The sequence below is a fragment of the Bradyrhizobium sp. Tv2a-2 genome (assembly GCF_000472425.1).
Taxonomy (GTDB): Bacteria; Pseudomonadota; Alphaproteobacteria; order Rhizobiales; family Xanthobacteraceae; genus Bradyrhizobium.
The window spans coordinates 197,554-223,437 of sequence record NZ_AXAI01000010.1 but is presented as its reverse complement, the minus strand read 5'-3'; the positions used below and the strand labels follow the sequence as shown (position 1 = coordinate 223,437).

Here is a 25,884-nt window from a genome sequence, read left to right as displayed (position 1 = left end):
CTCGACGCTGCAATGGCCGCCTTTCCGCAGTTTCGGCGACCGCGTTAGCGCGCGCTACGTTCTGTCGCCTGCTCAATGAATTGCAGCAGCAGTCGACTGACTTCCTGAGGCTGTTCCTGCTGCACCCAGTGGCCGGCGCCATCGACGAGATGGCAGCCGATCATTGCAGTGCAAACGCTCTTCTGCATCGCCTCGAACACGCCGGCGCGTTGATACGTGCCCCAATCCTGCTTTCCCGAGATGAAGCACGAGGGCACGTCGATGGTCCGGCCGGACCAGAGCTGCATTTCCGCATCGAACTCGCCCGAGGTGCCGCAGCGATACCATTGCAGCCCGCCCTGGAATCCGGTGCGTTCATATTCGGACGCGTAGAAGGTAAGCTCGCTATCGGGCAGCCATGTGTTGGCCGCAATCTCGGCAACCGACGGCATTTCCATGGCAACCGTCTCAGGCATGGTCTTGTCGAGATCCATCACATAATAGGTCGGCAGTTTTGCAAGCTCTTCGGCCGACCATGCTGTGAGCGGATATGGCTTGTTATCCTTCCAGTCTGCACTCTTGTGATGATAGTAGGCGCGCAGGAATTCGCGCAGGCCTTGGCGCGCGTTGACCATGTCGTCATTGGCAGCGTGTGTCGAATAGTACCATTGGTAATGCTTGCGCGGCCGCGAAAGAGCAGCGAGCGCGCGATGCACGGAATCGCCGCTCCGGGCGGCTGCCGGCTTGTCCGCGGTGTCGAACGGCAATTTGGGTGGACCGCCGAACGGTGCGCTCATCATGGCGACCGCGCGAAACACGTCGGGCCGCAACAGCGCACACCAGGCGGCGACGGGGCTGCCGAAATCATGCCCGATCACCGCATCGACGCTCGCGTAGCCGAAGGCGGAGACCAGGCCGATCGCATCGCGCGCCAGATTGGTGAAGCGGAACGGCGCGAGATCGTCGTCATAGTCGGCGCTCCAGCCGGTGGTGCGACCGTAGCCGCGCTGGTCCGGCGCGATCACGTGATAGCCCGCCCCCGCCAGCGCCGGCATCACCTTGCGCCAGGAGAAGGCGAGCTCCGGGAAGCCATGCAGCAGCAGAATGCAGGGCCGGCCGCGGGTCTCGAACCCGGCCTCCAGCACATGCATGGTGAGGCCGTTGATGTTGGCGACAGTGCGCGAGCGGATGGAGGCGGGGAGCGGGATCGGAGGGAGGGCCATGTTGTCTCACTCTCTCAATTCGTCGTCCCGGCCAAGCGACGCGCCCGCCGTAGCTCGAAGAGCGACGGCTGAAGCAGAGCCGGGATCCAAAGGCGTGGTTACTGAGTATGCTGCGACTGCCGGTCACCGCAACAACAAAGGCCCGTGATTATGGCTTTCGCCGGGACGACGGAGAACTAGACCCGCACCGCCGTTTTCGGCCAGTAGCGGTCGCGCAAATGGCGCTTCACAAGCTTGCCGGTCGGCGTGCGCGGCAGTTCCGCCGCGAAGTCGACGCTGCGCGGGCATTTGATCGGGGACAGGCGCTTGCGGCAGAACTGGATCAGCTCCTCCGCCAGCGCGTCGCCTGCCTGCGCCATGTCATGCGGCTGCACCACCGCCTTGACCTCCTCGCCCATCTCCTCGTTCGGCACGCCGAACACCGCGACGTCGGCGACACCAGGATGGGCGATCAGCGCGTCCTCGGTCTCCTGCGGATAGATGTTCACGCCACCTGAGATGATCATGTAGGATTTTCGATCGGTGAGATAGAGATAGCCGTCGGCATCGAGATAGCCGACATCGCCCAGCGTCGACCAGCCCCGCGTATTGTGTGCGCGTTTGGTCTTCTCGGGATCATTGTGATAGCTGAAGGTCGGTGCATCGGCGAAATAGACGGTGCCGATCTCGCCCGCCGGCAGTTCCTCTTCAGCCTCGTCCAGGATCTTGATCTTGCCAACAACGGCGCGGCCGACGCTGCCGCGATGGGCGAGCCATTGCTGCGAGTTGCAGACCGTGACGCCATTGCCCTCCGAGCCCGCGTAATATTCGATCAGGATCGGCCCCCACCAGTCGATCATCCTGGCCTTGACGTCGGCCGGGCAGGGCGCGGCGGCATGGATCGCGCCCTTTAGCGAGGAGACGTCGTAGCGGTCGCGCACCTCGTCCGGCAGCTTCAGCATGCGCACGAACATGGTCGGTACCAGCTGCGACTGCGTGACCTTGTGCTTTTCGACCAGCTTGAGGAAAGCTTCAGCGTCGAAGGACTCCATGATGACGGAGGTGCCGCCGAGCACGGTCGCCATCATGTTGAAGCGCAGGGGCGCCGCATGGTAGAGCGGCGCGGGCGAGAGATAGGTCGTCTCCGACCCCATGCCGCACATATTGGCACACAGCGTCAGCAAAAACGGGTTCGGCCAGTCGATCGGCTTGCCTTCGAATTCCTTTTTGACGCCCTTGGGCCGGCCGGTGGTGCCGGAGGAATACAGCATGTCATAGCCGGCAATCTCATCCGGGATCGGCGTGATGGCTTGCGCGCCGGCTTCCTTGTCCCAAGAGCGAAAGCCCGGCTCCGGCTCGTCCAGCATGAAGAAGATCGCCTCGCTTGATCCGCCGGTGATCAGGCCTTTGATCTGCTCGGCGCATTTCGGCGAAGTGATCACGACCTTGGCGCCGCAATCCTTCACGATGTAGTCGATCTCGTCCTGGGTGAGATAGCGGCTGATCGCGGTGTAATAGAGGCCGGCGCGCTGCGCGGCCCAGCAGATCTCCATGAAGGCCAGCCGGTTCTCCATCAACAGCGCGACATGATCGCCGGCCTTGAGCCCCAGGGCGCGAAACAGCTGCGCACCCTGGTTGGAGAGTTCGTCAAGCTCGCGATAGGTGATCGCCTTGCCGGTTGCGGCCATCTGGTAGGCGATCTTGTCCGGATTGGTGCGGGCGTGGATCGTGGGGTGGGTCATTGAATCCTCAAGCAGGCGGGCGGTCTCTCTTCACCTCGCCCCGCGCGCGGGGAAAGCTCGCATCGCATCGGAAGATGCGATCCGGGCGAGGGGGAGCTTTCGCGCGCTCCTCTATTTTCCGGATTTGTGGATGCGGCCCCTCTCCCTGACCCTCTCCTCGCGAAGAGCGGGAGAGGAAACAGAGAGCTCGTTACAGCCTTTCCACGATCGTCACATTGGCCATGCCGCCGCCTTCGCACATGGTCTGCAGGCCGTAGCGCTTGTTGCGCTGCTTGAGGGCGTTGACCAGCGTGGTCATCAGCTTGGTGCCGGAGGAGCCGAGCGGATGGCCAAGCGCGATGGCGCCGCCGTTGACGTTGAGCCGCGCGGGGTCGGCGCCGGTCGTCTTCAGCCAGCCGGCCGGCACCGAGGCGAACGCCTCGTTGACCTCGAACAGGTCGATGTCGTCGATCGTCATGCCGGCCTTCTTCAGTGCGCGCTCGGTCGCCGGCAGCGGTGCTTCCAGCATGATCACGGGATCGCCGCCCACCATGGTCATATGATGGATGCGCGCGAGCGGCTTCACGCCGAGCGACTTCAGGCCGCGCTCATTCACCACCATGACGCCGGAGGCGCCGTCGCAGATCTGGCTTGCGGAGGCCGCGGTCAGCTTGCCGTTCTCCGCGATCAGCTTGACGCTCTTGATGCCGTCGAGGCTGACGTCGAAGCGGATGCCTTCGTCGATGTGGTGGGTGTCGGTCGAGCCGTCGGCACGGGTGATCTTGAGCGGCACGATCTCGTCCTTGAAGGCGCCGGCTTGCGTCGCCGCGATCGCGCGCTGATGGCTCTGGTAGGAATATTCATCGAGTTCATCCTTGGAGAGGCCGTACTTCTCCGCCATCATCTCCGCGCCGGTGAACTGGCTGAACATGATGTTGGGATAGCGTTGCTCGATGTTCGGGCTCTTGTAGTGGCCGAAGCCGTTCTTTGCCGGTAGCGAGGAGGCAAGACCCATCGGCACCCGCGTCATCGATTCCACGCCGGCTGCGATCACGACATCCATTGCGCCCGACATCACCGCCTGTGCGGCAAAGTGCAGCGCCTGCTGCGAGGAGCCGCATTGGCGGTCGATCGAGGTGCCCGGCACACTCTCCGGCAGCTTCGAGGCCATCACCGCGTTGCGCGCGACATTGTTGGACTGCTCGCCGGCCTGCATGACGCAGCCCATGATCACGTCCTCGATCTGCGCGGGGTCGGCACCCGACCGATCCACCAGCGCATCAAGAACCGTGGCGGCGAGGTCGGCCGGGTGCCAGCCCGCAAGACGTCCCCCCTTGCGGCCGCCGGCGGTGCGGGCGGCGGCGACGATATAAGCCTCGGCCATTATCCTGAACTCCCTGATTGTCTGCTGTGGCTGGTTTGGTTGCGGCGGATTAAAGGGGCGGTCGCGGATTTAGTCAATCATTCAATTAACTCTTGAGATGCAGAGCTGCTTAGGCTTATGTGCATCCCCGATCCAGACCTAACCCAGGACCGACCAACCCTTGGATACCGGCGCTCCCAACAAGCTCTCCAACGGCAGGAACCCAACGGCGGAAAAGCTGCTGGTTGCGGCCAGCGAGCTTATGATCGGGCGCGCCACCATCGACATTTCGTTGAGCGACATTGCCCAGAAGTCCGGGGTCAACGCCGCGCTGGTCAAATATCATTTCGGCAACAAGGACGGGCTGTTGCTGGCGCTGCTCGCGCGGGATGCCGCGACCGAGATGGACAATCTCGAGTATTTGCTCGCGCAGCCGATCACGCCGACCGCAAAGTTGAAACTGCACATCGCAGGCATCATCCGCGCCTACCACCGCTTCCCTTATATGAACCGGCTGATCCATTACCTGCTGCATGAGAGCAGCGCGGAGTCGGCCGACGAGGTGGCAAAATTCTTCGTCGCGCCTTTGCTTGATTTTCATCGCCGGCTGCTCGGGCAAGGCGTTGCGGCCGGCGAGTTCCGTAACATTGACCCGGTGCTGTTCTACACCAGCTTGATCGGCGCCTGCGATCACCTGTTCTTCGGCCGCCACGCGATGTCGCGCGCGGTTGGCGTCGGCCCGGTCACCGACGATGTTTGTCGCGACTACATCCAGCACATGGAGTCGCTGATCTGCGGCGGCATGCTGAGCGTCGAGAGGGAGGAAGCTGCTCCCCTCTGATCGGCGCGCCGATCCTCGTTTCGTAGTTTCAAAGACAAAAACGCCCAAGGAGAAGACCAGATGCAGTTGAAAGACGTTGCCGTTCTCATCACCGGTGGCGGTTCCGGGCTCGGTGCCGCGACCGCCCGCGCCATGGCCGACAAAGGCGCCAAGATCGCCGTGCTCGACCAGAGCAAGGAGAATGCCGAGAAGATCGCAGCAGAAGTGAAGGGCGTTGGCCTTCATGCCGACGTCACTGATGAGGAGCAGGTCAAGGCCGCCCTTGCCAAGGCGGAAGCCGCGCACGGCACGGCGCGCGTGCTGGTCAATTGCGCCGGCATCGGCGGCTCGCAGCGCATCGTCGGCAAGGACGGCGTCTATCCGCTGGCGAAGTTCGCGCGCATCATCAATGTCAACCTGATCGGTACCTTCAATTGCCTGCGGCTGTTCGCCGAGCGCCTGGTGCCGGCCGCGCCGGTCGGCGAGGAGCGCGGCGTCATTATCAACACCGCGAGTGTGGCGGCCTATGAAGGCCAGATCGGCCAGATCGCCTACTCCGCTTCCAAGGGCGGCGTGGTCGGGCTCACGCTGCCGGCGGCGCGCGACCTCGCGCAGCACAAGATCCGCGTCAACACCATCGCGCCGGGCCTGTTCCTGACGCCGCTGCTGATGGGGCTGAACGAGGAGGCGCGCAAGAGCCTCGGCGCCCAGGTGCCGCACCCCGCACGCCTCGGCGATGCCAATGAATATGGCGCGCTCGCGGTGCACATTGTCGAGAACGCGATGCTCAACGGCGAGACCATCCGTCTCGACGGCGCGATCCGCATGGCGCCACGGTAAGGTCTTGTCATCGTCCCGGCCCCGCGCAACTGCGCACCAGGCCGGGACGACGGTGAGGGAGGAGACTTGCGTGACCGAACCGCTCAGAATCGAGCACCATGACGGCGTCGACCGGGTGACACTCAATCGCCCGGAGAGCCTCAATGCGCTCGATGCCAGCCTGATCGATGCACTCAACGGCTATTTCCAGGGCTTGCAGCGCAATCGCACGACGCGCGTGGTGGTGCTCAAGGGCGCGGGCAAGAATTTCTGCGCCGGCCTCGACCTCAAGCAGGCGATGGCGCGTCGCGCCGGGCAGCAGGAGCCGCCAGGGGTCACGGAGTCGCTCGATTCGCAGCGATGCATCGCCGACATCGTGATGCTGATGCGGCGCTGTCCGCAGCCGATCATCGCGCTGGTGCAGGGTGCGGCCGCCGGCGGCGGTTTTGCGCTGGCGCTCGCGTCCGATATTCGCATCGCTGCGAAATCCGCGCGGATGAACTGCGCCTTCATCAAGCTTGGCCTCGGCGGCTGCGACATCGGTACCAGCTATTTCCTCCCGCGCCTGGTCGGCGTCTCAGTTGCGTCCGAACTGATCCTCACCGGCCGCTTTATCGGCGCCGATCGCGCGCTCGCCGTTGGCCTTGTCTCCGAGGTCGTCGAGGAGGACAGCCTTGATGCTGCCGCAGAGCCCTATGTCGAGGCGATGATGATTGCTTCGCCGATCGGCCTCCGGCTCTCCAAGGAATGCCTCAACATGAGCGTGGATGCGACCTCGCTCGAAGCTGCGATTGCGATGGAAGATCGCAACCAGGTGCTCTGCAGCCGCTCGGATGATTTCAACGAAGGCATCCGGGCCTTTATTGAGAAGCGAAAGCCAGTCTATAAAAATCGATAAGTACAACGTCCGCAAAGGGCGAATATTTCGGGAGACGCAATATGGTTGGGAGTGCAGCTGCGGTGCTCGAGAAAGCCGGCTTTCGCAAGGTCGACTGGCTGCCGCGCGACATCGCGGTGGAGCGGCGCGCTGACGGCGTGGTCGTGCTGAAGCCGCGAATTCCTCTCCAGGGCTATGAGAAGCATATTCCGGCGTCGCTTGCGAAATGGGCGAAGGAAGCACCCGAGCGCATCTGGCTCGCGCAGCGCACAGGGGAGAAGCGGGAGTGGCGTAAGGTCTCCTATGGTGAAGCCAAGCGCGTTGTCGATTCCCTGACGCAAGGGCTGCTCAATCTGGGCCTGGACGAAGGGCGTCCCGTTGCGATCCTCTCAGGCAATTCGATCGAGCACGCGCTGATGACGCAGGCAGCGATGCAGGCGCGGCTGCCGGTGGCACCGGTCTCTCCGGCCTATTCGCTGATGAGCCATGATCACCAGAAGCTGAAATATCTGTTCGGCCTGATCAAACCTGCCGTGGTGATGGTGCAGGACGGGCCGACTTTCGAGAAGGCGCTCAAGGCGCTCGATCTTGACGGCGTCACCGTTGTCCACGTTGCGCGGCCCTGCGAGGGCATCACAAGCGTCGCATTTGCGGAACTCGCGGCAACGCCGGTGACAGGCGCAGTCGAGGAATCGATTGCCAGGATCACGCCGCAAACCATCGGAAAGCTCTTGTTCACGTCGGGCTCGACCGGCATGCCCAAGGCTGTCATCAACACCCAGGAGATGATGTGCGCGAACGCGGCGATGATGATGCAGGTGCGGCCGCGCGACGCTGATGGACCGGTTTCGACCGTCCTGGACTGGATGCCCTGGAACCACACCATGGGCGGCAATGCGGCTTTCCATCCGGTGCTTGTCGACGGCGGTACGCTTTATATCGATGACGGCCGGCCCATCCCGGGGCAGTTCGACGAGACGATCAAAAATCTTCGCGAGATTTCGCCCACCTATTACGCGAACGTGCCTGCCGGTTATGCCGCGTTGGCTTCCGCAATGGAGAAGGACGAGGTTCTTTGCCGCAGCTTCTTCAAGAACCTGATCGTGATGGCCTATGGCGGGGCACGCCTGCCGGATGATCTCTACGATCGCATGCAAGCACTTGCGGTACGCACCACCGGTCAGCGCATCGTGTTCTATACCGGCTGGGGATCGACCGAGACCGCGCCGACCTCGACCGGCACCTATTGGGACACCGAGCGCGTCGGCCTGATCGGTCTGCCGTTCCCCGGTGTGGAATTGAAGATGGTACCGTGCGGCTCGAAATATGAATTGCGGCTGCGCGGGGTCAACGTCACATCAGGCTATTTCGGCCAGCCCGAGCTGACCAAGAAGATGTTCGATGAGGAAGGCTTCTATTGCATCGGCGATGCCGGCCTGTTCGTCGATCCGGCCGATCCGGTGGCCGGCATCATCTTCGCCGGTCGCGTAGTCGAGGATTTCAAGCTCACCACCGGAACGTTCGTGCATGTCGGCTCGCTTCGCACCGATGCGATCGCTGCGGCGTCTCCCGCGATCCATGATGCGTTGGTGGCAGGGCAAGACCTTCCCTTTGTCGGCCTGTTGGCCTGGCCGAACCTGCACGCCTGCCGGCAGATCGTGGGCAATGCGGATGCTTCTTTTGAAGAAGTGGTGAAACATCCTGACGTGATCGCCTGCGTCAGGCAGGGGCTCGATGCGCACAACAAGGCGGTGGACGGGGCGAGCAGCCGCAAGATCTCGCGTGCGCTGCTGATGGTCGAGCCGCCCTCGATCGATGGCAACGAGCTCACCGACAAGGGCTACATCAATCAACGCGCTGGCCTTGAGCGCCGCGCCGTGCTGGTCGAGCGGCTCTATGCCGCCTCGCCGGACGAAGACGTGATCATCCTGAACTAGACCGAATAGCCAAGGCGAGTGACATCCCATGAATTTCGACTTCTCTGACGAACAGAAACAGCTCCGCGACGAAGCGCGCAAATTCCTCACCGAAAAATGCTCCCCGAAGGCCGTGCGCGCAGTGCTCGACGGCAAGGCGTCGTATGACCGCGAGCTGTGGCAAGGCCTCGCCGAGATGGGTTTTCTCGGCGTAGCGATCCCGGAAAATTATGGTGGTGCCGGCGCAGGACACCTCGAGCTTTGCGTGATTGCCGAGGAGATGGGCCGCGCGCTTGCGCCGGTGCCGTTCTCCTCGACCGTTTATCTCGCCGCCGAGGCGCTCTTGATCGCCGGCAGCGACGTGCAGAAGCAGAAATGGCTGCCGAAGATCGCGAAGGGCGAGGCGATCGGCACGCTCGCGCTGTTCGAGGGCAAGGGCAATCCGTCACCGCAGGCGGTCAAGCTCGCCGCTTCCGGCAATGCGCTCACTGGCGTGAAGATGCCTGTCGCTGACGGCGCGATCGCTGATTTCGCCATCGTCGTGGCGCGGACCGGTAGTGGTGGTCGCGATAGCGACATTTCGCTTTATCTCGCCGAGCTCAAGGGCGAAGGCGTTGAGACCAAGGCGCTCTCCAACATCGATCCGACACGCGGACAGGCCGAAATCACCTTCAAGAATGCCAAGGCCGAGCCGCTCGGCCGCGTGGGCGATGGTTGGAGCATCCTCACCCAGGTGCTCGACCGCGCCGCGGTGCTCATGGCGTTCGAGCAGGTCGGCGGCTCCGACCGCGCCCTGGAGATGGGCCGCGACTATGCGCTCGACCGCATCGCTTTCGGCCGTCCGATCGGCTCGTTCCAGGCGGTCAAGCACATGCTCGCCGACATGTATGTCTCGGCGACCTTGGCGCGCTCCAACTCCTATTACGGCGCCTGGGCGCTTTCGACCAATTCGTCGGAATTGCCGGAAGCCGCGGCCGCCGCACGCATCAGCGCAACCCAGGCGTTCCAGCATTGTGCCAAGAACAACATCCAGGTTCACGGCGGCATGGGATTTACCTGGGAGTTCGACTGCCACATGTTCTATCGCCGCGCCAATGCGACCGCGCTGGGGCTGGGCAGCCTGTCCTATTGGGAAGATCAGTTGATCGATCGTATGCGCAAGAAGAACGCGGCTTGAGCTGACAGAGGAGAGAGGTTCATCATGAACTTCGAAGACACCCCGCAGGAAGCCGCCTTCCGAGCCGAAGCACGCGCCTGGATCACAGCGAATGCGCCCAAGCAATATGAAGATGAACTGCGCAAATCCTCGCTCGGCCGGACGCGGCTTGAGGGCGCCAATGTCCTTGAAGTCGCAAAGGCCTGGCAGAAGAAGAAGGCCGATGCCGGCTGGGCCTGCCTGCACTGGCCGAAGGATTATGGCGGCCGCGGCTCTTCGCCAATCGAACGCGTGATCTGGCAGCAGGAGGAGGGCGCGTTCGGCAAGCTCTCGGCGATGTTCATCATCGGCCACGGCATGTGCGGGCCGACCATGATGGCGTTCGCCAGCGAAGAACAGAAGCGCCATTATCTGCCGCCGCTCGCCTCAGGCGAGAACGTCTGGTGCCAGCTGTTCTCCGAACCTTCCGCCGGCTCCGACGTCGCGGGCCTGCGCACCCGTGCCGAGAAACGCGGCGACGACTGGATCGTCAACGGCCAGAAGATCTGGACCTCCGGGGCGCATTATTCCGACTACGGCATCCTGCTCACCCGCACCGACCCGACCGCGCCCAAGCACAAGGGGCTCACCATGTTCTTCCTGGACATGAAGAGTCCGGGTGTCGAAGTGCGACCGATCAAGCAGGCCAGCGGGCAATCGGACTTCAACGAGGTGTATTTCAGCGACGTCAAAATTCCGGACGCGCAGCGGCTCGGCAATGTTAATGACGGCTGGAATGTTGCGCTGACCACACTTATGAACGAGCGCATGTCGATCGGCGCCGGCGTTGCCACCGGCTTCCCCGAATTGTTCGAGTTCTGCAACAATTTAATGCTCGAGGACGGCCTCGCCATCGATGACCGCAATGTGCGCTCGAAGCTTGCGAACTGGGCGGTGAGGGCGAGCGGGCTCAAATACACCAGCCTCCGCGCCATTTCTGCGCTGTCGAAGGGCGAGCGTCCGGGGCCGGAGAATTCCATCGGCAAGCTGGTCGCGGGCGCGATGATCCAGGAGGTTGCGATGTTCGCGCTCGATCTCGAAGGTGCGGCCGGCGTCCTGAACGGACCGGAAGCCGAGCTCGCCGGAAAATTCCAGGCCATGCTCTTGCGCGCGCCCGGCACCCGCGTCGAGGGCGGCACCGACGAGATCATGCGCAACATCATCGCCGAGCGCGTGCTCGGATTGCCCGGCGACGTCCGTGTCGACAAGGATTTGCCGTTCAACCAGATACCGACCAAGGGACGAGCGTGATGCCGCCGTCCTGTAAACGACCCAGACATAACGAGGTCCGCCATGAACTTCGATGATACCCCGCAGGAAGCCGCTTTCCGCGCCGAGGCCCGCAAATGGATCGACGCCAACGCGCCGAAGGAGCTTGAGGCCGAGCTGTCGAAATCCTCGCTCGGTCGCATCAGGCTGCAGAAGCATGACATCGTCGACGTCGCAAAGCGCTGGCAGAAGAAGAAGTCGGACGCCGGATGGGCCTGCCTGCACTGGCCGAAGGACTATGGTGGCCGCGGCGCCTCACCGGTCGAGCGCGTGATCTGGCAGCAGGAGGAGGGCGTCTACGGCAAGCTGACGCAGCCGTTCCAGATCGGCGAGGGCATGTGTGGCCCAACCGTGATGGCCTACGGCTCCGAGGCCGACAAGCGGCGCTATCTGCCCAAGCTCGCCTCCGGCGAGGAGATCTGGTGCCAGCTCTTCTCCGAGCCGGCCGGCGGCTCCGATGTCGCGGGCCTGCGCACACGTGCCGAGAAGAAAGGCGACGAATGGGTCATCAACGGCCAGAAGATCTGGACCTCCGGCGCGCACTATTCCGACTACGGCATCCTGATCACCCGCACCGACCCCAACGTGCCCAAGCACAAGGGGTTGACCATGTTCTACATCAACATGAAAAGCCCGGGCGTCGAGGTGAAGCCGATCAAGCAGGCCAACGGCATGCAGGAGTTCAACGAGGTGTTCTTCACCGACCTGCGCGTGCAAGACTCGCAGCGGCTGGGCGCCGTCGGCGACGGCTGGAACGTGTCGCTTACAACATTGATGAACGAGCGCATGTCGATCGGTGCGCGGCTCGCCACCGGCTTCTCTGAAATTTTCGATTTCTGCAGCAGCCTGATGACCGAGGACGGGCTTGCGATCGATGATTCGGCGACCCGCTCGAAGCTCGCCAGTTGGGCGGTGCGGAACAGCGGGCTGAAATACACGAGCTACCGCGCCATCTCGGCGCTATCGAAGGGTGAGCGTCCGGGACCGGAGAATTCAATCGGCAAGCTCGTGGCTGGCACCATGCTGCAGGACATCGCGACTTATGCGATGGACCTGGAGGGGGCTGCCGGCGTTCTCAACGATCCGAACGTGGCGGAAGCTGCCGGCCAGTTCCAGCAGATGCTGCTCTCGTCGCCGTCGACGCGCATTGCGGGCGGCACCGACGAGATCCTGCGTAACATCATCGCCGAGCGCGTGCTTGGATTGCCCGGCGATATCCGCGTCGATAAGGACGTGCCGTTCAATAAGATTCCGACCAAGGGACGATGACAATGGACGCAGCAACCGAGACGTCCGGCGGCCGGCCCAGCGCCCAGGACCGGATTGGGGTGCTCGAGGAACTGCTCGCCGAGCGCTTCTCCTGCCGCGGCTTCCTGTCGAAGCCGGTTCCGCGCGTCACCATCGAGCGTATTCTGACCGCTGCGCAGAAGACCGCATCCTGGTGCAACAGCCAGCCCTGGCGGCTCGAGATCACCTCAGGCGCGGCGACCGAGAGGTTCCGCGAGGCGATGTATGCGGCCGCCTCGAGCGGCAGGCCGAACGCGGGCGACTTCCCGTTTCCCCGCGAATATCGCGGTGTCTATCTGGAGCGGCGGCGCGAGAGCGGCTTTCAGCTCTATAACTCGCTCGGCATTCCCCGCGGCGACAAGGCGGGCTACGCCAGGCAGGCGCTGCAGAATTTCAACTTCTTCGGTGCGCCGCATGTCGCCATCGTGCACACCGACGAGGCACTCGGCGTCTACGGCGCCATCGACTGTGGCGGCTACGTCACGAGCTTCATGCTGGCGGCGCAGGCGCTCGGCGTTGCCACCATCCCGCAGGCCGCGCTCGCCTTCCACTCCGACGTGGTGCGGGCGCATTTTGGTCTTTCCGACGACCGCCGCGTAGTCTGCGGGATCTCGTTCGGCTATCCGGACCGCGCGCACAAGGCCAACAGCTACCGCACCAGCCGCGCCGCGTTGGCCGATACGGCCAGATTCTTTGACGAGTAGAGTTCTCCGACGAGAATTGTTGCCAAGTTTTAATGCAGCAACGCATCCGCGATGCATGGCGCATCCGGTTCTATGGTGCCGGGGCGCTCAACATCAGTGCTCGCGGGACTTTTCGGACCTCTCCCGGGTCTCATAGGCTTCCAGCAACGCTATTGACAAAAGCCGTTCCAACATCTTGAGTTGCAAAGCCCTCGCATCCACGATGCATAATTGCAGCTGCGCAATGATTCTGTCGAGCGAAGGTTCGGTCACGGCTATAAACCCGGAAGATGAGCAGCGAGTCGCATCCCGATGCCGCCCAAGCTAGCCGCATTGAAAGCCGACGAGACGACGGCTTTCGGACTTCGGCTCATGAGGAGCTTTCTTGCTCTTCGGAGCAAGCGGCACCGTGAGGAGCTCATCGCGTTTGCTGAGCGGCTGCTGGAGGAGGAACAGAGAGCGCCGGTAGAGCCCTCCGACTAAGGTCGGAGAGCCCGCGCCAAGTCAGCGTCGGCCCCGATATGCCGATCTGGCCGCACAGCGATTTCCAGGTCGCCTCGTCGCAATCGACCAGCACCGCGAGCACCGACATGCCGTCCATCTGGTGCGGCAGCCCGAGCGGATGGGCCTTCCAGCCGATGCGCTCGAAGCGGGGCAGCCACCAGGATTCCAGCACGATGGTGAAGGCGGTGAGCCCGATCGAGATGCCGTATTCCATGATGGCGGTCAGAAGCAGCATCTCGACGCGCGGTCCGGCATGCTCGCCACGGCGCTCCGGAATGACGAAGACCCGCGACAGCTCGTAGATGTCGGGGCGCCGGACCAGGCCGCGCAGGTTGAGATAGGGGAAGATGTCGCTCATCAGGGTCGGCGACAGCGTGGGCACGGCGCGCATCGCGCCGATCAGCCGGCCGCCGTCGATGGCGAACAGATAGACCGCCTCTTCGGTGTCGAACTGGTCGATCTCCCGCCCGTCGGGCCGGTCCAGCGCCATCCATTTGCGCTGCTTGACGTAGATGTCGTGGCGCAACCGGAAGTAGGGATCGAAATAACTCTCATAGAGACGCCGGTTATCCTTCCGCACAACATGTATCTCGGGCATTTGTCTCTCCCGTCCGGTTGCTGATTCAACCAGACGGCGAACATGCCAGCGTATTGGATTTGATCCACTGGAAGAATTCCCAGTTCAGATCACGATTTCCCGATTGACAAGAACGCGCGCGACGGTCGCGGTCTTGTTCGGGGCCTTCAGCTTGCGCTGCGCCTCTTCGAGGTGCCAGCGCACGTTGCGCTCGGAGATGCCGAGGATCTGGCTGGTCTCCCAGGCGGTCTTGCCGCGCGCGGCCCAGCGCAGCACCTCCGCCTCGGTCTCCGAGAGGCGCCGGCTCTGCGCCGGCGCGACCGGGGGCGCCGACCGCGCCAGCGCGCGCAGGCGGCCATGGGTGAACACGCTCATCAGATGCAGCGCGCTCTTGGTCTCGGGATCGAGATAGGGCCGCTCGCCGGCCATGCTGACGGCGCCGGTGGCATCATCGTAGTGGATCGGGATGCAGAAGCCTTCATGGAAGCGGAAGTCGCGCGCGCGGGTCATGACGTCGTGAGCCGCGGCATTGCGCTCATGGTCATAGGGCACGTCTTTCCACTCGAACGGGTTCAGCGTGTTGAAGCAGTGGCGCGGCACGGGATCGACTGCGCTCAGATTCTCGCGGTTGTAGAGCTCGAACCATTGGGCCGGCCAGCCATTGGCGACGGTCACCTGCGCCAGCGTCTGTCCCGGTTCCGGAATGCCTGCCATGATGTAGGCGTGAAAGCCGAGATCGCCGATCGTCTTTTCGAATTGCGAGATGACGCTCGCACTCGTGGCTGACGCCTCGATCGCATCGACGAAATCAAGCGCGCGTCTGCCCCAAATGGATTCAATCCCCTGCATGTCCAAGTCTCCCGCCCCGCGATCAGGCTAGTCCGAGACAACCTTGAGTCAATCGCAAACAGCGTGCTCGCCGCATAATTCCCAATCGCGAAGATGGCAATGCGCGAGCGTCTCCGGGGCTTGCGCGCGCGTTGCGTCTTTTCGTCGCAAAATGTTGAACGCTTCAGAACCTTGGCGGACGCTTTTCCGCGAATGCCTTGACGCCTTCCTTGATCTCATCGCCATGCATGCTGTCGCGGGCGCGTCGGTCAGCGGCCTTCTCGTCAAGCGCGCCACGCGCGAGCTCGTTGATGGTCCGTTTCATGCCGCGCATCGCGATCGGGGCGTTGCCGGACAGCTGCGTGGCCAGCCGGTCGACCTCCGCATCCAGCGTATCAGGCGCGACCAGCGCGGTGAGGTAGCCGATCCGCAACATCTCGGTGGCATCGATCCTTTCGGCGGTCAGAAACAGCCGCTTGGCATTGTCGACGCCGAGCCGCGACACGTAGCGCCTGATGCCGCTGGTGTAATAGTGCAGGCCGAGCCGTGCCGCCGGCATGAACATCTCGCAGGCCTCGGTTCCAATGCGGAAGTCGCAGGCGAGCGCGAGATCGGTCGAGCCGCCATACACCCCGCCATTGAGACGGCAGATGGTCGGCAGCCCGAGATCCTCCAGCCGGTTCACCACGACCTCGAATGTCGAGCCGGCGACCTGCTCCTGGGCATTCGCCGCGCGGTCTGCGATCGAGCCGAGGTCGTAGCCGGCGCTGAAGGCGCGGCCGGTTCCCGTCAGCACCACGACGCGGATCGCAGCATCGGCTTCGATCTCCGCAAAGAGTTTGAGCAGCTGATCGAGATCCTCGGGTTGCAGGCGGTTGAGATGGCGCGGCCGGTTGAGGCGGATGGTGGCGCGGGCGCCGTTGCGTTCGAGCAGCGGCGGACTCGCCGCCTCCGGTTCGCGGGCAGATTGTGGCTTGCTCATTGATTCTCCAAAGTGCGGCGCTTGGCCTCGGCGTCGATGGTTTGGGCGAGATCGGGATGCCGTGCCATCAACAGGCGGAAATCGGCGAGGTCAAGCACCAGCAGTTTCGACAGCCGTGTGGTCATGATGTTGGCCGAGCGCAGATTGTTGCCGAGCAGCGCCATCTCGCCGAAGAAGGCGCCTTCCCCGAGCCGCACCTTCTTGCCCGGCAGGTCGACCTCGACCTCGCCGGAGGCGATGAAATACATGCAATCGCCCTGCTGGCCCTTGCGGATGATCACGACGCGCGGCGGCAGGTCGATGGTGCGCAGCATATGGGTGACGTCGGCGATCGCGGCGGGGCCGAGCTCGGCAAAGAACGGCACCTTGGTCACGGACTCCCAGGTGCGAAGGAAATTGTCGCGCCGCGTCTCGGTGGCAAAGGCGGTGGCGAGGATGCCGGTCCACAGACCGAACACGCCGAGTCCGCAGATCATCACCACGGCCGCGACCAGCCGCCCGAGCGGCGTGATGGGAACCGCGTCGCCATAGCCGGTCGTCGTCAGCGTCACCACGGCCCACCACATCGCCGACGGCAGGTTGCTGAAGCTTTGCGGCTGGGCATCCCGCTCCAGGAAATACATCAGGACCGAGCCCACGAACCAGACCATCAGGAACAGCACCAGCACGCTGAGCAGCGGGCCGGCTTCCAGCACCAGTACCCGGCGCAATTGCCGCAAGCCCGGAATGCCCGGAATGACCTTGACCAGCCATACCACTGCAAACAGCCATGCCGTTCGCGGCGCGACGCCGGAGAGCAGCGCGACCGGCACCACGAGCGCGCAGGCCGCGTCGACCAGGCCGCGGCCCGAGAAGACATAGCCAAAGTCCCGCCGGGTTCTGACGGAGTGGCGGAGGCGGACCAGCCATTCGAAGGCAAAGAAGGCGAGGCAACCCCACAGCACGCCCTCGATCCAGTGCCGGGCCGCGGCATAGGCCGGGTCGATGGTGAGCAGGAAGATCATGACCGCGCCGATCACCACGGCGACATGGGCCGCCGTGGTCATGTTGCGGCCGGCGGTTGCCGTCACAAATTGCGCCACGCCCGGGAAAGCGGCTTGCTTGGTCATCGGAAAACGCGCCTTGCGGAAACCAAAAATCGGCGATCTTGCCAAGGTTTTACAAAGGAAAAAGCTTTTATCAAATCTGGCCGGGCAGATACCACCAAGGTGCTCCGATGGGGCGGGGGCGTCAACGCCGCACCCTCGCTGCAGGGCTTGCCGGAAGCTATACCATTGCAGGGTTTGGCCTCTCCCCGCCGCGGTCGTGAATTCGCTGGCACGGTTAACTCCCGCAAGGATACGGGAAATTTTGCGGAAATGGTCCAAACGGCGGACAAACGTCGCCTTTTCGCCGTATATCAGAAGCGTTCGCGGGTCCCTTTGTGCTTCCGGCCCGCCGAACGCCACGTCTCTATTCCCAAACACGTCTCTATTCACAAGTCTGGTTGGTCCCGATGGATACTTCTCATCTCGCCGAGCATGTAGGCACCGCCGGCACCCTGTTCGCCTCGGTCTTTGTGGTCGCCACGCTATCGATGAAGACCATGATCCCGCTGCGCGTCTTCGCGATCCTGACCAATTTCGTGCTGATCGGGACTGCCGTACCCAACCACAACTACCTGGTCATCCTGGTGCAGACGGTTGCGCTGCTGCTCAACTCCTACCGGCTGCACCAGATGCTGCAGCTGGTGCGCGACGTGAAGCGGAGCGTCTCCTCCAATCTGTCGATGGACTGGCTGAAGCCCTTCACGACCGAGCGCAAGTGCAAGGCCGGCGAGATGCTGTTCTACAAGGACGAGAAGGCGGATGCGATGTACTACATCGTCAGCGGCCGCTACCGCCTGGTCGAATCCGGCATCGTGCTGCCGATCGGCGCCATCGTCGGCGAGTTCGGCATGCTGTCGCCGTCGAACCTGCGCACCCAGTCGCTGGAATGCGTCGAGGACGGGCTGATCCTGTCCGTCAGCTACAACCAGGTCGAGCAGCTCTATGTGCAGAACCCGGCCTTCGGCTTCTATTTCCTCAAGCTCTTCACCGCGCGCCTGTTCGAGAATATCGGCCGGCTGGAGCAGCGGCTCGCCGAGCAGACGCCGCCGGAAGTCGCGGCGGAGACGGCGTAAGCAATGAGAATGCGGGAGACGAGCGCATCGGACGACGGCATCCTGTCTTCGCTGCGGTACCTGTTCGCCGATTTTCTCGACGAAGAGGACACCACGCCACCGTTGCTGCCGCTCGGGCTGCCCGAGGGGGCGGAGGCGGTCGTCAGCGAGGGCATCCATCTGCTGATGGATTACCAGGGCGCAAGCTACGCCAGCCTCTATGTCGAGCGTCTGCAACGCTTCATCGGCCGCCAGGGCGTCGAGGCCGCCATCTTCTGCGACATCGCGCGGCTGATGGCCAGGCGCATGGCCTATGAGGACGCGATCCGCGTCGCCCAGCTCAAGCTGGCCGCGTACAACGCATCCGATGGGCGCATCCGGTCGACCGAAATCCATCGCTTCCGTTTCGACGAACTGGTCGACGCGTTGCCGGAGATTGCCGCCAATCCAATCCTGATGGTGCTCGGCAAGCTCGGCTCGGAGCACCGGCGCGTCGCGATCCCGTTCTCCACCGTGAACCGCTGGGGCATTCGCCGCCTCAAGATCGAGGCCTGGCTGCGCCGCTGGCGGCTGTTCTCCATCCGCTACGCCCAGGAGCGGGTCTGGGTGGAGCGCTGGCTGCACATGATCGCGCGCGCTCTGGTGAAGCAGCCGCAGGCGGTCCCTGCGGTGGTCGAGACCGCGACCATGATGCGGGGCTTTGGCGATCCCTATCGGCGCGGCCTTGCCGACTGGCACGCGATCATCGATGGCCTGGCTAAACCGACCTTCGACGGCGACCTGCCGCTGACCGATCTCGCAGGAGCAATTGCAGAAGCCCGCGCCGCCATCATGCCCGACGCGCGCCAGATCGCGCTGAAGCGCGCGATCGCGGAGATCCGCGCACGGGCGCAGGCCGCCGCCGACGATGCAGCGTGACGATTGCGATACGCCCCTCGATGCTGAACTGAAACCATAGAACGAGGCGGCGAAGTCAAGAGGCAAACTCCGACACCTCCGATTGGCACCGGGCGCACCAAGCCAAAGGGACCATTTAGAATTCACACTGGCTTCGAGAAAATGTTGCGGCACGGCGTGCCGGTGCACGCTCGTTGAATGGATTTGCTTTGTGGAGCGGCCCCACCCGCGGTGCGGCTCGCGCTCGCGAGCCATATGCCGAAATCGCATAGCGGGAACCGTCCCTTTGGGCTGCACTTCAGACCTGCAAGACCAATCGGAGGAACCGACCGATGAAAATTGGACACCTATTATGGCGTGGCCTGCTGGCGGGCGTCGCCGCTATGGCAGCGACGAACCTACCGGCATCCGCGCAAGAGCAGAAGCGACCAAATGTCGTCATGTTGATGACTGACGACACGGGTTGGAATGATTTCGGGGCCTATTCGGGTGGTGGCGCAGCTCTGGGCCACCCAACTCCCAACATCGATCGGATTGCCAAGGAAGGTGCAACATTCACCAATTGGTACGGCCAAGCAAGCTGCACGGCAGGCCGAGCCTCGTTCATTACTGGGCGTATTCCGATCCGTTCGGCGCTCTCGATCGTGGTCGCTCCAGGTGACGAAAATGCGTTAAAGAAGGAGACGCCGACAATCGCCGAGTATTTCCAGAAGAACGGCTATTCGACTTACTTCTCTGGCAAGTGGCATCTCGGTGACAAGCCCGAGTCCTATCCAATCGAGCATGGCTTCGATGAGATGAAGGCGTTCGCGGCATATTATCCGGGGGTTTACACCTACGCCGACACCTCGAAATGGTTTCATCCTTGGTTTCCCTCGTACAACCCAGAAATCGCGAAAGCATATTTTGACATCGTGAACATGTACGACTGGGAGGGAGTTGCAGGACAACCGGCGAAGAGAGGTGAGTACATCACCTACGACCGCCTTGCCGACTTCGACGTCCGTCAATCCGATTACGCAATCGACTACATCAAGAAACACGCCAAAGATGCCAAGCCTTTCTTCATGGACGTGAATTTCATGAAGATGCATAACCCGACCAACGCCGCGGCAAAGTTCGCTGGGAAATCTCGGTTGGGCGATTACTCGGACTCTTTGCTCGAACTCGATGACGACATCGGGCGCATCATGGACACGATCCGCGCGGAGGCGCCGAACACGATTGTCATCGTGACGGCGGACAATGGTGCGTGGCAGGATGCATATCCCGACGCAGGCACCACACCCTTCCGCGGCGAAAAAGGCTCGGCATTTGAAGGCGGTTGGCGCGTCCCGGGCCTGATGTGGTGGCCCGGACACATTCCAACTGGCGCGACGTACGATGAAATGATGTCGCACATCGACTGCTGGGCGACGCTCGCCAAGATGGTCGGCCTGACCCCGCCGCCGCACGGTGGATGGACCGACAACAACGGCAAGCCAATCTACTTTGATAGCATCGACAACAGCGAGTACGTTCTCGGTCGCGCCAAGCACTCAGCTCGAAGGTCGTGGATTTACATCGACGGCGAAAACTTCATGGGAGCACGCGCGGATGTCGCCGGTGATCCAACCAACCCCGATCTCAGCATCGCGTGGAAGTACCTTTGGACGGCCAAAGATACTTGGCTCGGGCCGGAGCAGAACCTCGGTGCGATCGGTGCGCTTTACAATCTCACAATGGACCCATTCGAGAAATATGACATGGTATTCAACGGCGCGATGTCGGCGCGTATGCCAACACAGTCGCCGGGCAAGTACGCCGGACAGGACAACGGCTGGGCCTTGGCACTTATCATGCCGGTCGTGATGGAGTTCAACAAATCGATTGCCGAGTATCCAAGCATCAAGCGGTCTCCGGGCGGCGCCTCGAACGATTGGAGACCCGATCTGCAACACCCAGAGAATCCGGTGCCGTTGCTGGACATGAAACACCTGCCGAACATCAAGGGCAGCGGTGGGTAATATCGCTGACTAAATGACTTGCGTAGCGCCAAGCTAATGGCTGGCGAATTATATCCAGTGGCGGGCAGCGGGTCGGCTTCACGGAACGGCTCGCTGCCACGCTTTTGTGACAGTATGTCCGCTTTATCGTCCACTCGGCCAGAGCCTCGCAGTTGTTGCGCACTGTCGCGGGCAACAGGCCAACACTCGCGCCGGGCGGATGCGTTCGCAACGAGGCGTGCCGCACCAGTTCGGCCTGTCGGCTGGTGTCGGTCCTTCTGAAGATGTGCAACAGGTGCGTGCGCGCCGTCGAGCGGGAAATGCGCAACCGGTCGGCGCAGCGCTGGATGCCGTCACCGCTGCGAATACAATTCACCAAATAATCGTGCAGAAATTGGCGCTAATCATCAGCGGGTTTCAAGCAGTCAATACGCTTCCAGAACGTGATCTGTCTCAGCTGCCCGTTGGGTGCGGCCTTGCGTTGCGGACGCCCTTGTTTTTAGCCTCAGCTTAACGGCGTCCCGGACGGGAGCTTCAACAAAATAGAAGAGGAAGGCCGAAGAGGTGATCGTGATTGTCAAAATGAATAAGAACGTGAGTGACAGATCCAGTCCGTGAACATGTGACAATATGCCAAGGATCACGACTTGGTGCGTCATGTAGATGGAGTAGCTGATTTCTCCGCCGATCACGAACGGACGGAAACTGAGCAAACGGGACAGCCAGCCATCCCTTGCGAGCGATGCTATCAGCGCGCCCCCGCCCACGATGAGCAGGATTTCCCGCACTGCCGTCAAGGCAAGCGGGTCGTTCCCGATCCCGGGGATGGGCGGAATGAAGCAACCAAAGACCGCCGTCGCCGCCGCCAGCCCGATCGATTGAGGTATGCGAAGCTTCATACGATAGATGACGACACCCGAGACGAACTCAATCAATCGTGCTGGCGGGAACTGAAAGACCAAGAGGTTGCAATGCGGGCTGCCTGCAGTGCTTCCGGCACTATCGGCCGGGAGAAAACAACCATGGGCGATTGGCAGGGCCGCACCGACAACGATAGGAACGACGACGACGAATATTCTCAACCAGCGCCTGGGAGCCAGCATACCGATGTAGGCTATGTAAAAGAAAAGCTCATTCGAGACGCTCCATGAGGGACCATTGTAGCCGTTGGCTATGTCCGCGTTCATGGTCCACGTTTGTGTGAGCGTGTAATGAAAAAATAGCCAGTCTTCGTGACGTAGAAGATAGCCATTATTTGTGACGTACAAGAATGAAATCGCAGCCGTTAGGACTACGACGTGGACGGGCCACAACCGAGCCACTCTCAGAATAAGAAAATCCCTGCGCTGTTTATTGGTCGAGAGTTCAGGGTAGTTGTAGGCGATAATGAAGCCGCTGAGGACGAAGAACCAAGAAACGGCCAATGGAGCCATGTTGTAGACAAATCCGGGCAATGTCCCGAACTCAGCGGCGAATTGGCCCGTAAAGTGGCCGACAACCACCATCATTGCGAAGAAGAACCGCACCGACGTAAGCGCGTCGAGCTTGCCACGCGCCAAAATCACGCCTTCCCCCGATTGTGCTGGCACACTTAGAAACATCAGGAAACACTAGGAAACACCTAGAAACACTGCAACCCTTGATAAGCGGAACTGCTCAACAGCAATCTAATTATTCTGCAACTGTTGTATTCAGGCGACGTGGTCGCCGGGGTGATCGGTCGTAGTGCAAAACGACGCGGCGAGGGCTGATTTTGCTTGTTCTTCAAATCTTGCGGAGACGCCCGGTCCTGCCAACGGCTTTCCGAAGCGCCGGAGATCATGCTGCAGATTCCGTTGCTGCGGGAAATAACCGCCTCATGCGCTGCCAGAGGCCGCTCCGCATGAGCCCTCAAGCCCGCGAGAACAGCCGCACCAGTTCCGCCTGTCGGCTGGTGTCGGTCTTTCTGAAGATGTGCAACAGGTGCGTGCGCGCCGTCGAGCGGGAAATGCCCAGCCGGTCGGCGCAGCGCTGGACGCCGTCGCCCTTGCTGATCTCGAGGGCAAAGGCGGTTTCCGCTCGCGTCAGGCCGTAACGCAGCTTTATCCGAGCCGCGGTCGGCTCCGATGCCTGATCGGGATCGGACGTGAATATGATCGCGGCCGGGCGCTGTGACAGCAGAAACGGCTCTTGCCGGCGGAAGGGCAGAACCGACACGGTGATCGGCGATCGATTTGGACCGCGGCTCATCATGAGCAAGCTGCCATCCTCGCTTCCGCTCTCCCGCCGGGCGCAGCCGGCAATGGACGCGTGCAGCCTTGCGGTATCGGATGCGGATCGGGCGCGCATCGTGCCGTTCACGATCCGCAGGGCGCCGCCTGCTCGCATCAAGCGCTCGGCCTCCCGGTTTGCGAACAGAACGCGCGCCGAGGCGTCGACAAGAACGGTGCCCTTATCAAGCTGATGAAGCATTTCGGTGGAGGCCGCGCATCGCAAGTCGAGCAATTCCAGCTTGACGTTGAGTTGCACGGCGCGCCGGAGATGTGGCGCAAGACGCTGGTAGAGGGCGACCTCCTCGCGGTCGAACTGACGTCCTCGCTGGATGACCACGTTGAACTGCCGCGTGCGCTCGATGTGAGCGACGGCGCCGAGCATCGAACCGAGGTTTTGCGGCAGGAGAAAATCGTTGAAGAACTCCGTCCGGGCAAATTCGGACCGCGGGATCATCATCGTATCTGTTCTGACGGCGCCGACCGGCGAGGACAGCACATGTTTCGCGATCGGATTGATGCGGTGATAGTAGGCAGCGTAACGCTCATTCTGAGCCGGATCGACCTGGGGCGCGATCGCGAAGACTTCGTCCAGATGCGGGCTGTTGCAGCTCATCACGACGGCGGGCGCGTTGAACGCCTGCGCCATGGGGCGCATCGCTTTCGGCCAGCACCGAAAGTCCGTGCCGGCGTCGTAAATAGCTGCGATGAGCGCAGTAAATCTGCGTTCGCTGATCATTTGCAATGCTCGCCGTTGCAATATCGCTTGATGACAAGCCGAAGGACTTGCCCAAACCGCTCGCTGCAAAATCGATCCTAAGCCTTTAATCGAACAGACGGAAAGCGGCTTTTTTGCGCGTCAGCCGTTTGGCTGATGCCGACGGCGGAGCGTCATTGTACCGTTTCGCGTGCTTCGTTTGCCCGCGATTTCAAACAAACAATTGGCTTCATGCGGAGATCAACAATGATTGACGAGGGAAAGCTCAATATTTTCATCGGCCAGATGCTCGGCGATCTCGGCGGCGCATCGAGCGTTGCCATGGTGCGGCTAGGCGGCTCGCTTGGCCTCTATGAAACGCTTCATGCCAAAGGCCCCATGACCTGTGCCCAGCTCGCCAAAGCCGCCAAGGTGCACGAGCGGTATCTGCGCGAATGGCTGTCCCACCAGGCGGCATCCAATTATCTGGCCTACGATGCGAAAACGGACACATTCTCGCTGCCACCCGAGCAGGCGATGGTGTTCGTCAACCAGGAAAGCCCAGTCTACATGATGGGCGGCTTCGACCTGATGACGGCCCTTCTGGACAACCAGCCGAAGGTGCAGGCGGCCTTCAAATCCGGCCAGGGCGTGGCTTGGGGCGATCAAACCGGTTGCATGTTCTGCGCGGTGGCGCGTTTCTTCAGGCCGGGATACCAGAACTTTCTCGTGCAGCAGTGGCTGCCGGCTCTCGACGGCGTGGTCGAAAAGCTCGAACGCGGAGCCAAGGTTGCCGATGTCGGTTGCGGTCATGGCTGGTCGACCGTCTTGATGGCCAAGGCGTTTCCGAAGTCGACGTTCATCGGATACGACTTCCATCCATCCTCGATCGAAGACGCGCGGGCGCATGCCAAGGAACACGGCGTCTCGGCCAACACGCGTTTCGAGGTTGGTCTGGCGAAGGACTATCCGGGCAAGGACTTCGATCTCGTGACCTGTTTCGATTGTCTGCATGATATGGGCGACCCGGCCGGCGCCAGTGGTCACATCCGGCAGTCTCTCAAGCCGGACGGTAGCTGGATGATCGTCGAGCCCATGGCAGGCGACACGCTGGAGCAGAACCTCAATCCGGTTGGACGCCTGTACTATGCAGGCTCGACCATGATCTGCCTGCCGACGTCGCTGGCGCAGGAAGTCGGCGCGGGACTTGGCGCGCAGGCCGGCGAGAAAAGGCTGCGAGAGACGATCATGTCAGGCGGATTCAGATCCGTGCGGCGCGCGACAGAAACACCATTCAACATGATCCTTGAAGCAAGACCTTAGGAAAGACCCGGTTCGCTGCGAGCGTGAGTGAAAGCCTGTGGCCTTTCGGCTCGCAAGCCGGGCGACGCAAAGTGTGAACTGGCCCACGGACAGGGCCTCCTTGTCCGCCTTATGTTGAGTGGCGGCGGTAGCGCCCCCCTCCCNCCCCCGCCGCAGGCGGTCCCTGTCGTCCGATCCGACAGGGGCCGCTTAATCAATCGCCGCGTAGCGATCACCCTATCACCCTCTCCAAGGCCACCAGGGACGCGAAGACAAGTACGACGACACCGGCAAAGGTGATGGCGAGGAAAAGGTGGTGCATGGCGCCGGTATCTCCATCAAATGGCGGTTGTTCGGCGATGGGCAAAAAGCCGCAATGCTCGGAGCAGTCGGACGGCTTCCGCCTGGTTTTCAGAAGTCGCCATTGCCTTTACGAGCAGACACTTTCAGCGTGACCGTTTCGCGACGTCGGCGCTGCCAGCTATATCGAGCGGAACCCCTTCATTTTTCAAGCATTATAGATGCGAGGGTCACAACGCGTGCTTCGCACGGTTGAACCTTCCGAATTTGCAAGCCACGGCGGCTGCTCGCG

The 25,884-nt window shown here is 62.2% G+C and carries 22 protein-coding genes; 13 read left to right on the top strand and 9 right to left on the bottom strand.

Going from position 1 to position 25,884, the window contains the following annotated elements; translation table 11 throughout:
- Positions 1-44 precede the first annotated feature (44 nt).
- The 3 genes from A3AI_RS0122395 to A3AI_RS0122385 all read right to left on the bottom strand — a co-directional run bounded on the left by A3AI_RS0122395 (position 45) and on the right by A3AI_RS0122385 (position 4,286).
- On the bottom strand, positions 45-1,202 hold the full coding sequence (locus A3AI_RS0122395; protein ID WP_024517720.1) for an alpha/beta hydrolase: 1,158 nt from the start codon (positions 1,200-1,202) through the stop codon (positions 45-47).
- 176 nt (positions 1,203-1,378) lie between these two features.
- A complete protein-coding gene (locus A3AI_RS0122390; RefSeq protein WP_024517719.1) occupies positions 1,379-2,923 on the bottom strand; it encodes an acyl-CoA synthetase in 1,545 nt (514 codons plus the stop codon).
- 190 nt (positions 2,924-3,113) lie between these two features.
- Positions 3,114-4,286, bottom strand: a complete 1,173-nt coding sequence (locus tag A3AI_RS0122385; protein WP_024517718.1) for an acetyl-CoA C-acetyltransferase — start codon at positions 4,284-4,286, stop codon at positions 3,114-3,116.
- A gap of 160 nt (positions 4,287-4,446) precedes the next feature.
- Between A3AI_RS0122385 and A3AI_RS0122380 the strand changes: the two genes are divergently transcribed.
- The 8 genes from A3AI_RS0122380 (at position 4,447) to A3AI_RS0122345 (ending at position 13,152) form a co-directional block, all read left to right on the top strand.
- Positions 4,447-5,106, top strand: a complete 660-nt coding sequence (locus A3AI_RS0122380) for a TetR family transcriptional regulator (RefSeq protein ID WP_024517717.1) — start codon at positions 4,447-4,449, stop codon at positions 5,104-5,106.
- Between the two features lie 60 nt (positions 5,107-5,166).
- Positions 5,167-5,925, top strand: coding sequence for an SDR family NAD(P)-dependent oxidoreductase (locus A3AI_RS0122375; RefSeq protein ID WP_024517716.1), 759 nt, complete (start codon positions 5,167-5,169; stop codon positions 5,923-5,925).
- A gap of 70 nt (positions 5,926-5,995) precedes the next feature.
- Positions 5,996-6,802, top strand: coding sequence for an enoyl-CoA hydratase/isomerase family protein (locus tag A3AI_RS0122370; RefSeq protein WP_024517715.1), 807 nt, complete (start codon positions 5,996-5,998; stop codon positions 6,800-6,802).
- Positions 6,803-6,843: 41 nt separating this feature from the next.
- Complete coding sequence (locus A3AI_RS0122365; protein WP_024517714.1) at positions 6,844-8,718, top strand: AMP-binding protein; 1,875 nt, start codon at positions 6,844-6,846, stop codon at positions 8,716-8,718.
- A gap of 28 nt (positions 8,719-8,746) precedes the next feature.
- Positions 8,747-9,874, top strand: coding sequence for an acyl-CoA dehydrogenase family protein (locus A3AI_RS0122360; RefSeq protein ID WP_024517713.1), 1,128 nt, complete (start codon positions 8,747-8,749; stop codon positions 9,872-9,874).
- Positions 9,875-9,898: 24 nt separating this feature from the next.
- Positions 9,899-11,143 (top strand): acyl-CoA dehydrogenase, encoded by a 1,245-nt coding sequence (locus A3AI_RS0122355; RefSeq protein ID WP_024517712.1) that lies wholly within the window; start codon positions 9,899-9,901, stop codon positions 11,141-11,143.
- A 42-nt stretch (positions 11,144-11,185) separates the two neighbouring features.
- Positions 11,186-12,430, top strand: a complete 1,245-nt coding sequence (locus tag A3AI_RS0122350; protein ID WP_024517711.1) for an acyl-CoA dehydrogenase — start codon at positions 11,186-11,188, stop codon at positions 12,428-12,430.
- A 2-nt stretch (positions 12,431-12,432) separates the two neighbouring features.
- Positions 12,433-13,152 carry a nitroreductase gene (locus A3AI_RS0122345; RefSeq protein WP_024517710.1) on the top strand — a complete coding sequence of 240 codons (720 nt, stop codon included), beginning with the start codon at positions 12,433-12,435 and terminating at the stop codon, positions 13,150-13,152.
- Between the two features lie 397 nt (positions 13,153-13,549).
- Here the strand turns inward: A3AI_RS0122345 and A3AI_RS0122335 are convergent, their stop codons facing one another.
- From A3AI_RS0122335 to A3AI_RS0122320, 4 genes are all read right to left on the bottom strand, one after another.
- On the bottom strand, positions 13,550-14,233 hold the full coding sequence (locus A3AI_RS0122335; RefSeq protein WP_024517709.1) for an acyl-homoserine-lactone synthase: 684 nt from the start codon (positions 14,231-14,233) through the stop codon (positions 13,550-13,552).
- 84 nt (positions 14,234-14,317) lie between these two features.
- On the bottom strand, positions 14,318-15,061 hold the full coding sequence (locus A3AI_RS0122330; protein ID WP_024517708.1) for a LuxR family transcriptional regulator: 744 nt from the start codon (positions 15,059-15,061) through the stop codon (positions 14,318-14,320).
- A gap of 163 nt (positions 15,062-15,224) precedes the next feature.
- Positions 15,225-16,022 carry an enoyl-CoA hydratase/isomerase family protein gene (locus tag A3AI_RS0122325; protein WP_024517707.1) on the bottom strand — a complete coding sequence of 266 codons (798 nt, stop codon included), beginning with the start codon at positions 16,020-16,022 and terminating at the stop codon, positions 15,225-15,227.
- Positions 16,019-17,131, bottom strand: a complete 1,113-nt coding sequence (locus tag A3AI_RS0122320) for a cyclic nucleotide-gated ion channel (RefSeq protein WP_024517706.1) — start codon at positions 17,129-17,131, stop codon at positions 16,019-16,021. The genes A3AI_RS0122325 and A3AI_RS0122320 overlap by 4 nt, the downstream gene beginning before the upstream one ends.
- Before the next feature lie 386 nt (positions 17,132-17,517).
- Here A3AI_RS0122320 and A3AI_RS0122315 point away from each other — a divergent pair, with 386 nt between their 5' ends.
- The 3 genes from A3AI_RS0122315 to A3AI_RS0122305 all read left to right on the top strand — a co-directional run bounded on the left by A3AI_RS0122315 (position 17,518) and on the right by A3AI_RS0122305 (position 21,065).
- The gene (locus A3AI_RS0122315) at positions 17,518-18,183 is read left to right on the top strand and encodes a Crp/Fnr family transcriptional regulator (RefSeq protein ID WP_024517705.1); all 666 of its coding nucleotides are present in this window, start codon (positions 17,518-17,520) and stop codon (positions 18,181-18,183) included.
- A 3-nt stretch (positions 18,184-18,186) separates the two neighbouring features.
- Complete coding sequence (locus tag A3AI_RS0122310) at positions 18,187-19,080, top strand: DUF6537 domain-containing protein (RefSeq protein ID WP_024517704.1); 894 nt, start codon at positions 18,187-18,189, stop codon at positions 19,078-19,080.
- A gap of 311 nt (positions 19,081-19,391) precedes the next feature.
- Entirely contained in the window at positions 19,392-21,065 is a 1,674-nt protein-coding gene (locus tag A3AI_RS0122305) for an arylsulfatase (protein WP_036049143.1), read from the top strand.
- 404 nt (positions 21,066-21,469) lie between these two features.
- On the opposite strand, the gene A3AI_RS0122300 is transcribed toward A3AI_RS0122305, so the two are convergent.
- Together A3AI_RS0122300 and A3AI_RS47805 are read right to left on the bottom strand one after the other, a co-directional pair.
- A complete protein-coding gene (locus tag A3AI_RS0122300) occupies positions 21,470-22,645 on the bottom strand; it encodes an acyltransferase family protein (RefSeq protein WP_024517702.1) in 1,176 nt (391 codons plus the stop codon).
- Positions 22,646-22,934: 289 nt separating this feature from the next.
- Positions 22,935-23,552 carry a helix-turn-helix transcriptional regulator gene (locus A3AI_RS47805; protein ID WP_156927886.1) on the bottom strand — a complete coding sequence of 206 codons (618 nt, stop codon included), beginning with the start codon at positions 23,550-23,552 and terminating at the stop codon, positions 22,935-22,937.
- Positions 23,553-23,564: 12 nt separating this feature from the next.
- Between A3AI_RS47805 and A3AI_RS47800 the strand changes: the two genes are divergently transcribed.
- Both A3AI_RS47800 and A3AI_RS0122290 read left to right on the top strand, forming a co-directional pair.
- Positions 23,565-24,113 carry a hypothetical protein gene (locus tag A3AI_RS47800; protein ID WP_156927885.1) on the top strand — a complete coding sequence of 183 codons (549 nt, stop codon included), beginning with the start codon at positions 23,565-23,567 and terminating at the stop codon, positions 24,111-24,113.
- A 129-nt stretch (positions 24,114-24,242) separates the two neighbouring features.
- Positions 24,243-25,313 (top strand): class I SAM-dependent methyltransferase, encoded by a 1,071-nt coding sequence (locus A3AI_RS0122290; RefSeq protein WP_036049214.1) that lies wholly within the window; start codon positions 24,243-24,245, stop codon positions 25,311-25,313.
- The last annotated feature ends 571 nt before the right edge of the window (positions 25,314-25,884 follow it).

Excerpts from the sequence above, each read along its gene's own strand:
- A3AI_RS0122315 (WP_024517705.1), top strand. The coding sequence starts at position 17,518 with ATGGATACTTCTCATCTCGCCGAGCATGTAGGCACCGCCGGCACCCTG.
- A3AI_RS0122310 (WP_024517704.1), top strand. The coding sequence starts at position 18,187 with ATGAGAATGCGGGAGACGAGCGCATCGGACGACGGCATCCTGTCTTCG.
- A3AI_RS0122355 (WP_024517712.1), top strand. The coding sequence starts at position 9,899 with ATGAACTTCGAAGACACCCCGCAGGAAGCCGCCTTCCGAGCCGAAGCA.
- A3AI_RS0122335 (WP_024517709.1), bottom strand. The coding sequence starts at position 14,233 with ATGCCCGAGATACATGTTGTGCGGAAGGATAACCGGCGTCTCTATGAG.
- A3AI_RS0122350 (WP_024517711.1), top strand. The coding sequence starts at position 11,186 with ATGAACTTCGATGATACCCCGCAGGAAGCCGCTTTCCGCGCCGAGGCC.
- A3AI_RS0122395 (WP_024517720.1), bottom strand. The coding sequence starts at position 1,202 with ATGGCCCTCCCTCCGATCCCGCTCCCCGCCTCCATCCGCTCGCGCACT.
- A3AI_RS0122375 (WP_024517716.1), top strand. The coding sequence starts at position 5,167 with ATGCAGTTGAAAGACGTTGCCGTTCTCATCACCGGTGGCGGTTCCGGG.
- A3AI_RS0122300 (WP_024517702.1), bottom strand. The coding sequence starts at position 22,645 with ATGTTTCTAAGTGTGCCAGCACAATCGGGGGAAGGCGTGATTTTGGCG.
- A3AI_RS47800 (WP_156927885.1), top strand. The coding sequence starts at position 23,565 with ATGTGGCGCAAGACGCTGGTAGAGGGCGACCTCCTCGCGGTCGAACTG.
- A3AI_RS0122390 (WP_024517719.1), bottom strand. The coding sequence starts at position 2,923 with ATGACCCACCCCACGATCCACGCCCGCACCAATCCGGACAAGATCGCC.
- A3AI_RS0122290 (WP_036049214.1), top strand. The coding sequence starts at position 24,243 with ATGCGGAGATCAACAATGATTGACGAGGGAAAGCTCAATATTTTCATC.
- A3AI_RS0122325 (WP_024517707.1), bottom strand. The coding sequence starts at position 16,022 with ATGAGCAAGCCACAATCTGCCCGCGAACCGGAGGCGGCGAGTCCGCCG.
- A3AI_RS0122320 (WP_024517706.1), bottom strand. The coding sequence starts at position 17,131 with ATGACCAAGCAAGCCGCTTTCCCGGGCGTGGCGCAATTTGTGACGGCA.
- A3AI_RS0122365 (WP_024517714.1), top strand. The coding sequence starts at position 6,844 with ATGGTTGGGAGTGCAGCTGCGGTGCTCGAGAAAGCCGGCTTTCGCAAG.
- A3AI_RS0122345 (WP_024517710.1), top strand. The coding sequence starts at position 12,433 with ATGGACGCAGCAACCGAGACGTCCGGCGGCCGGCCCAGCGCCCAGGAC.
- A3AI_RS0122385 (WP_024517718.1), bottom strand. The coding sequence starts at position 4,286 with ATGGCCGAGGCTTATATCGTCGCCGCCGCCCGCACCGCCGGCGGCCGC.
- A3AI_RS0122305 (WP_036049143.1), top strand. The coding sequence starts at position 19,392 with ATGAAAATTGGACACCTATTATGGCGTGGCCTGCTGGCGGGCGTCGCC.
- A3AI_RS0122360 (WP_024517713.1), top strand. The coding sequence starts at position 8,747 with ATGAATTTCGACTTCTCTGACGAACAGAAACAGCTCCGCGACGAAGCG.
- A3AI_RS0122330 (WP_024517708.1), bottom strand. The coding sequence starts at position 15,061 with ATGCAGGGGATTGAATCCATTTGGGGCAGACGCGCGCTTGATTTCGTC.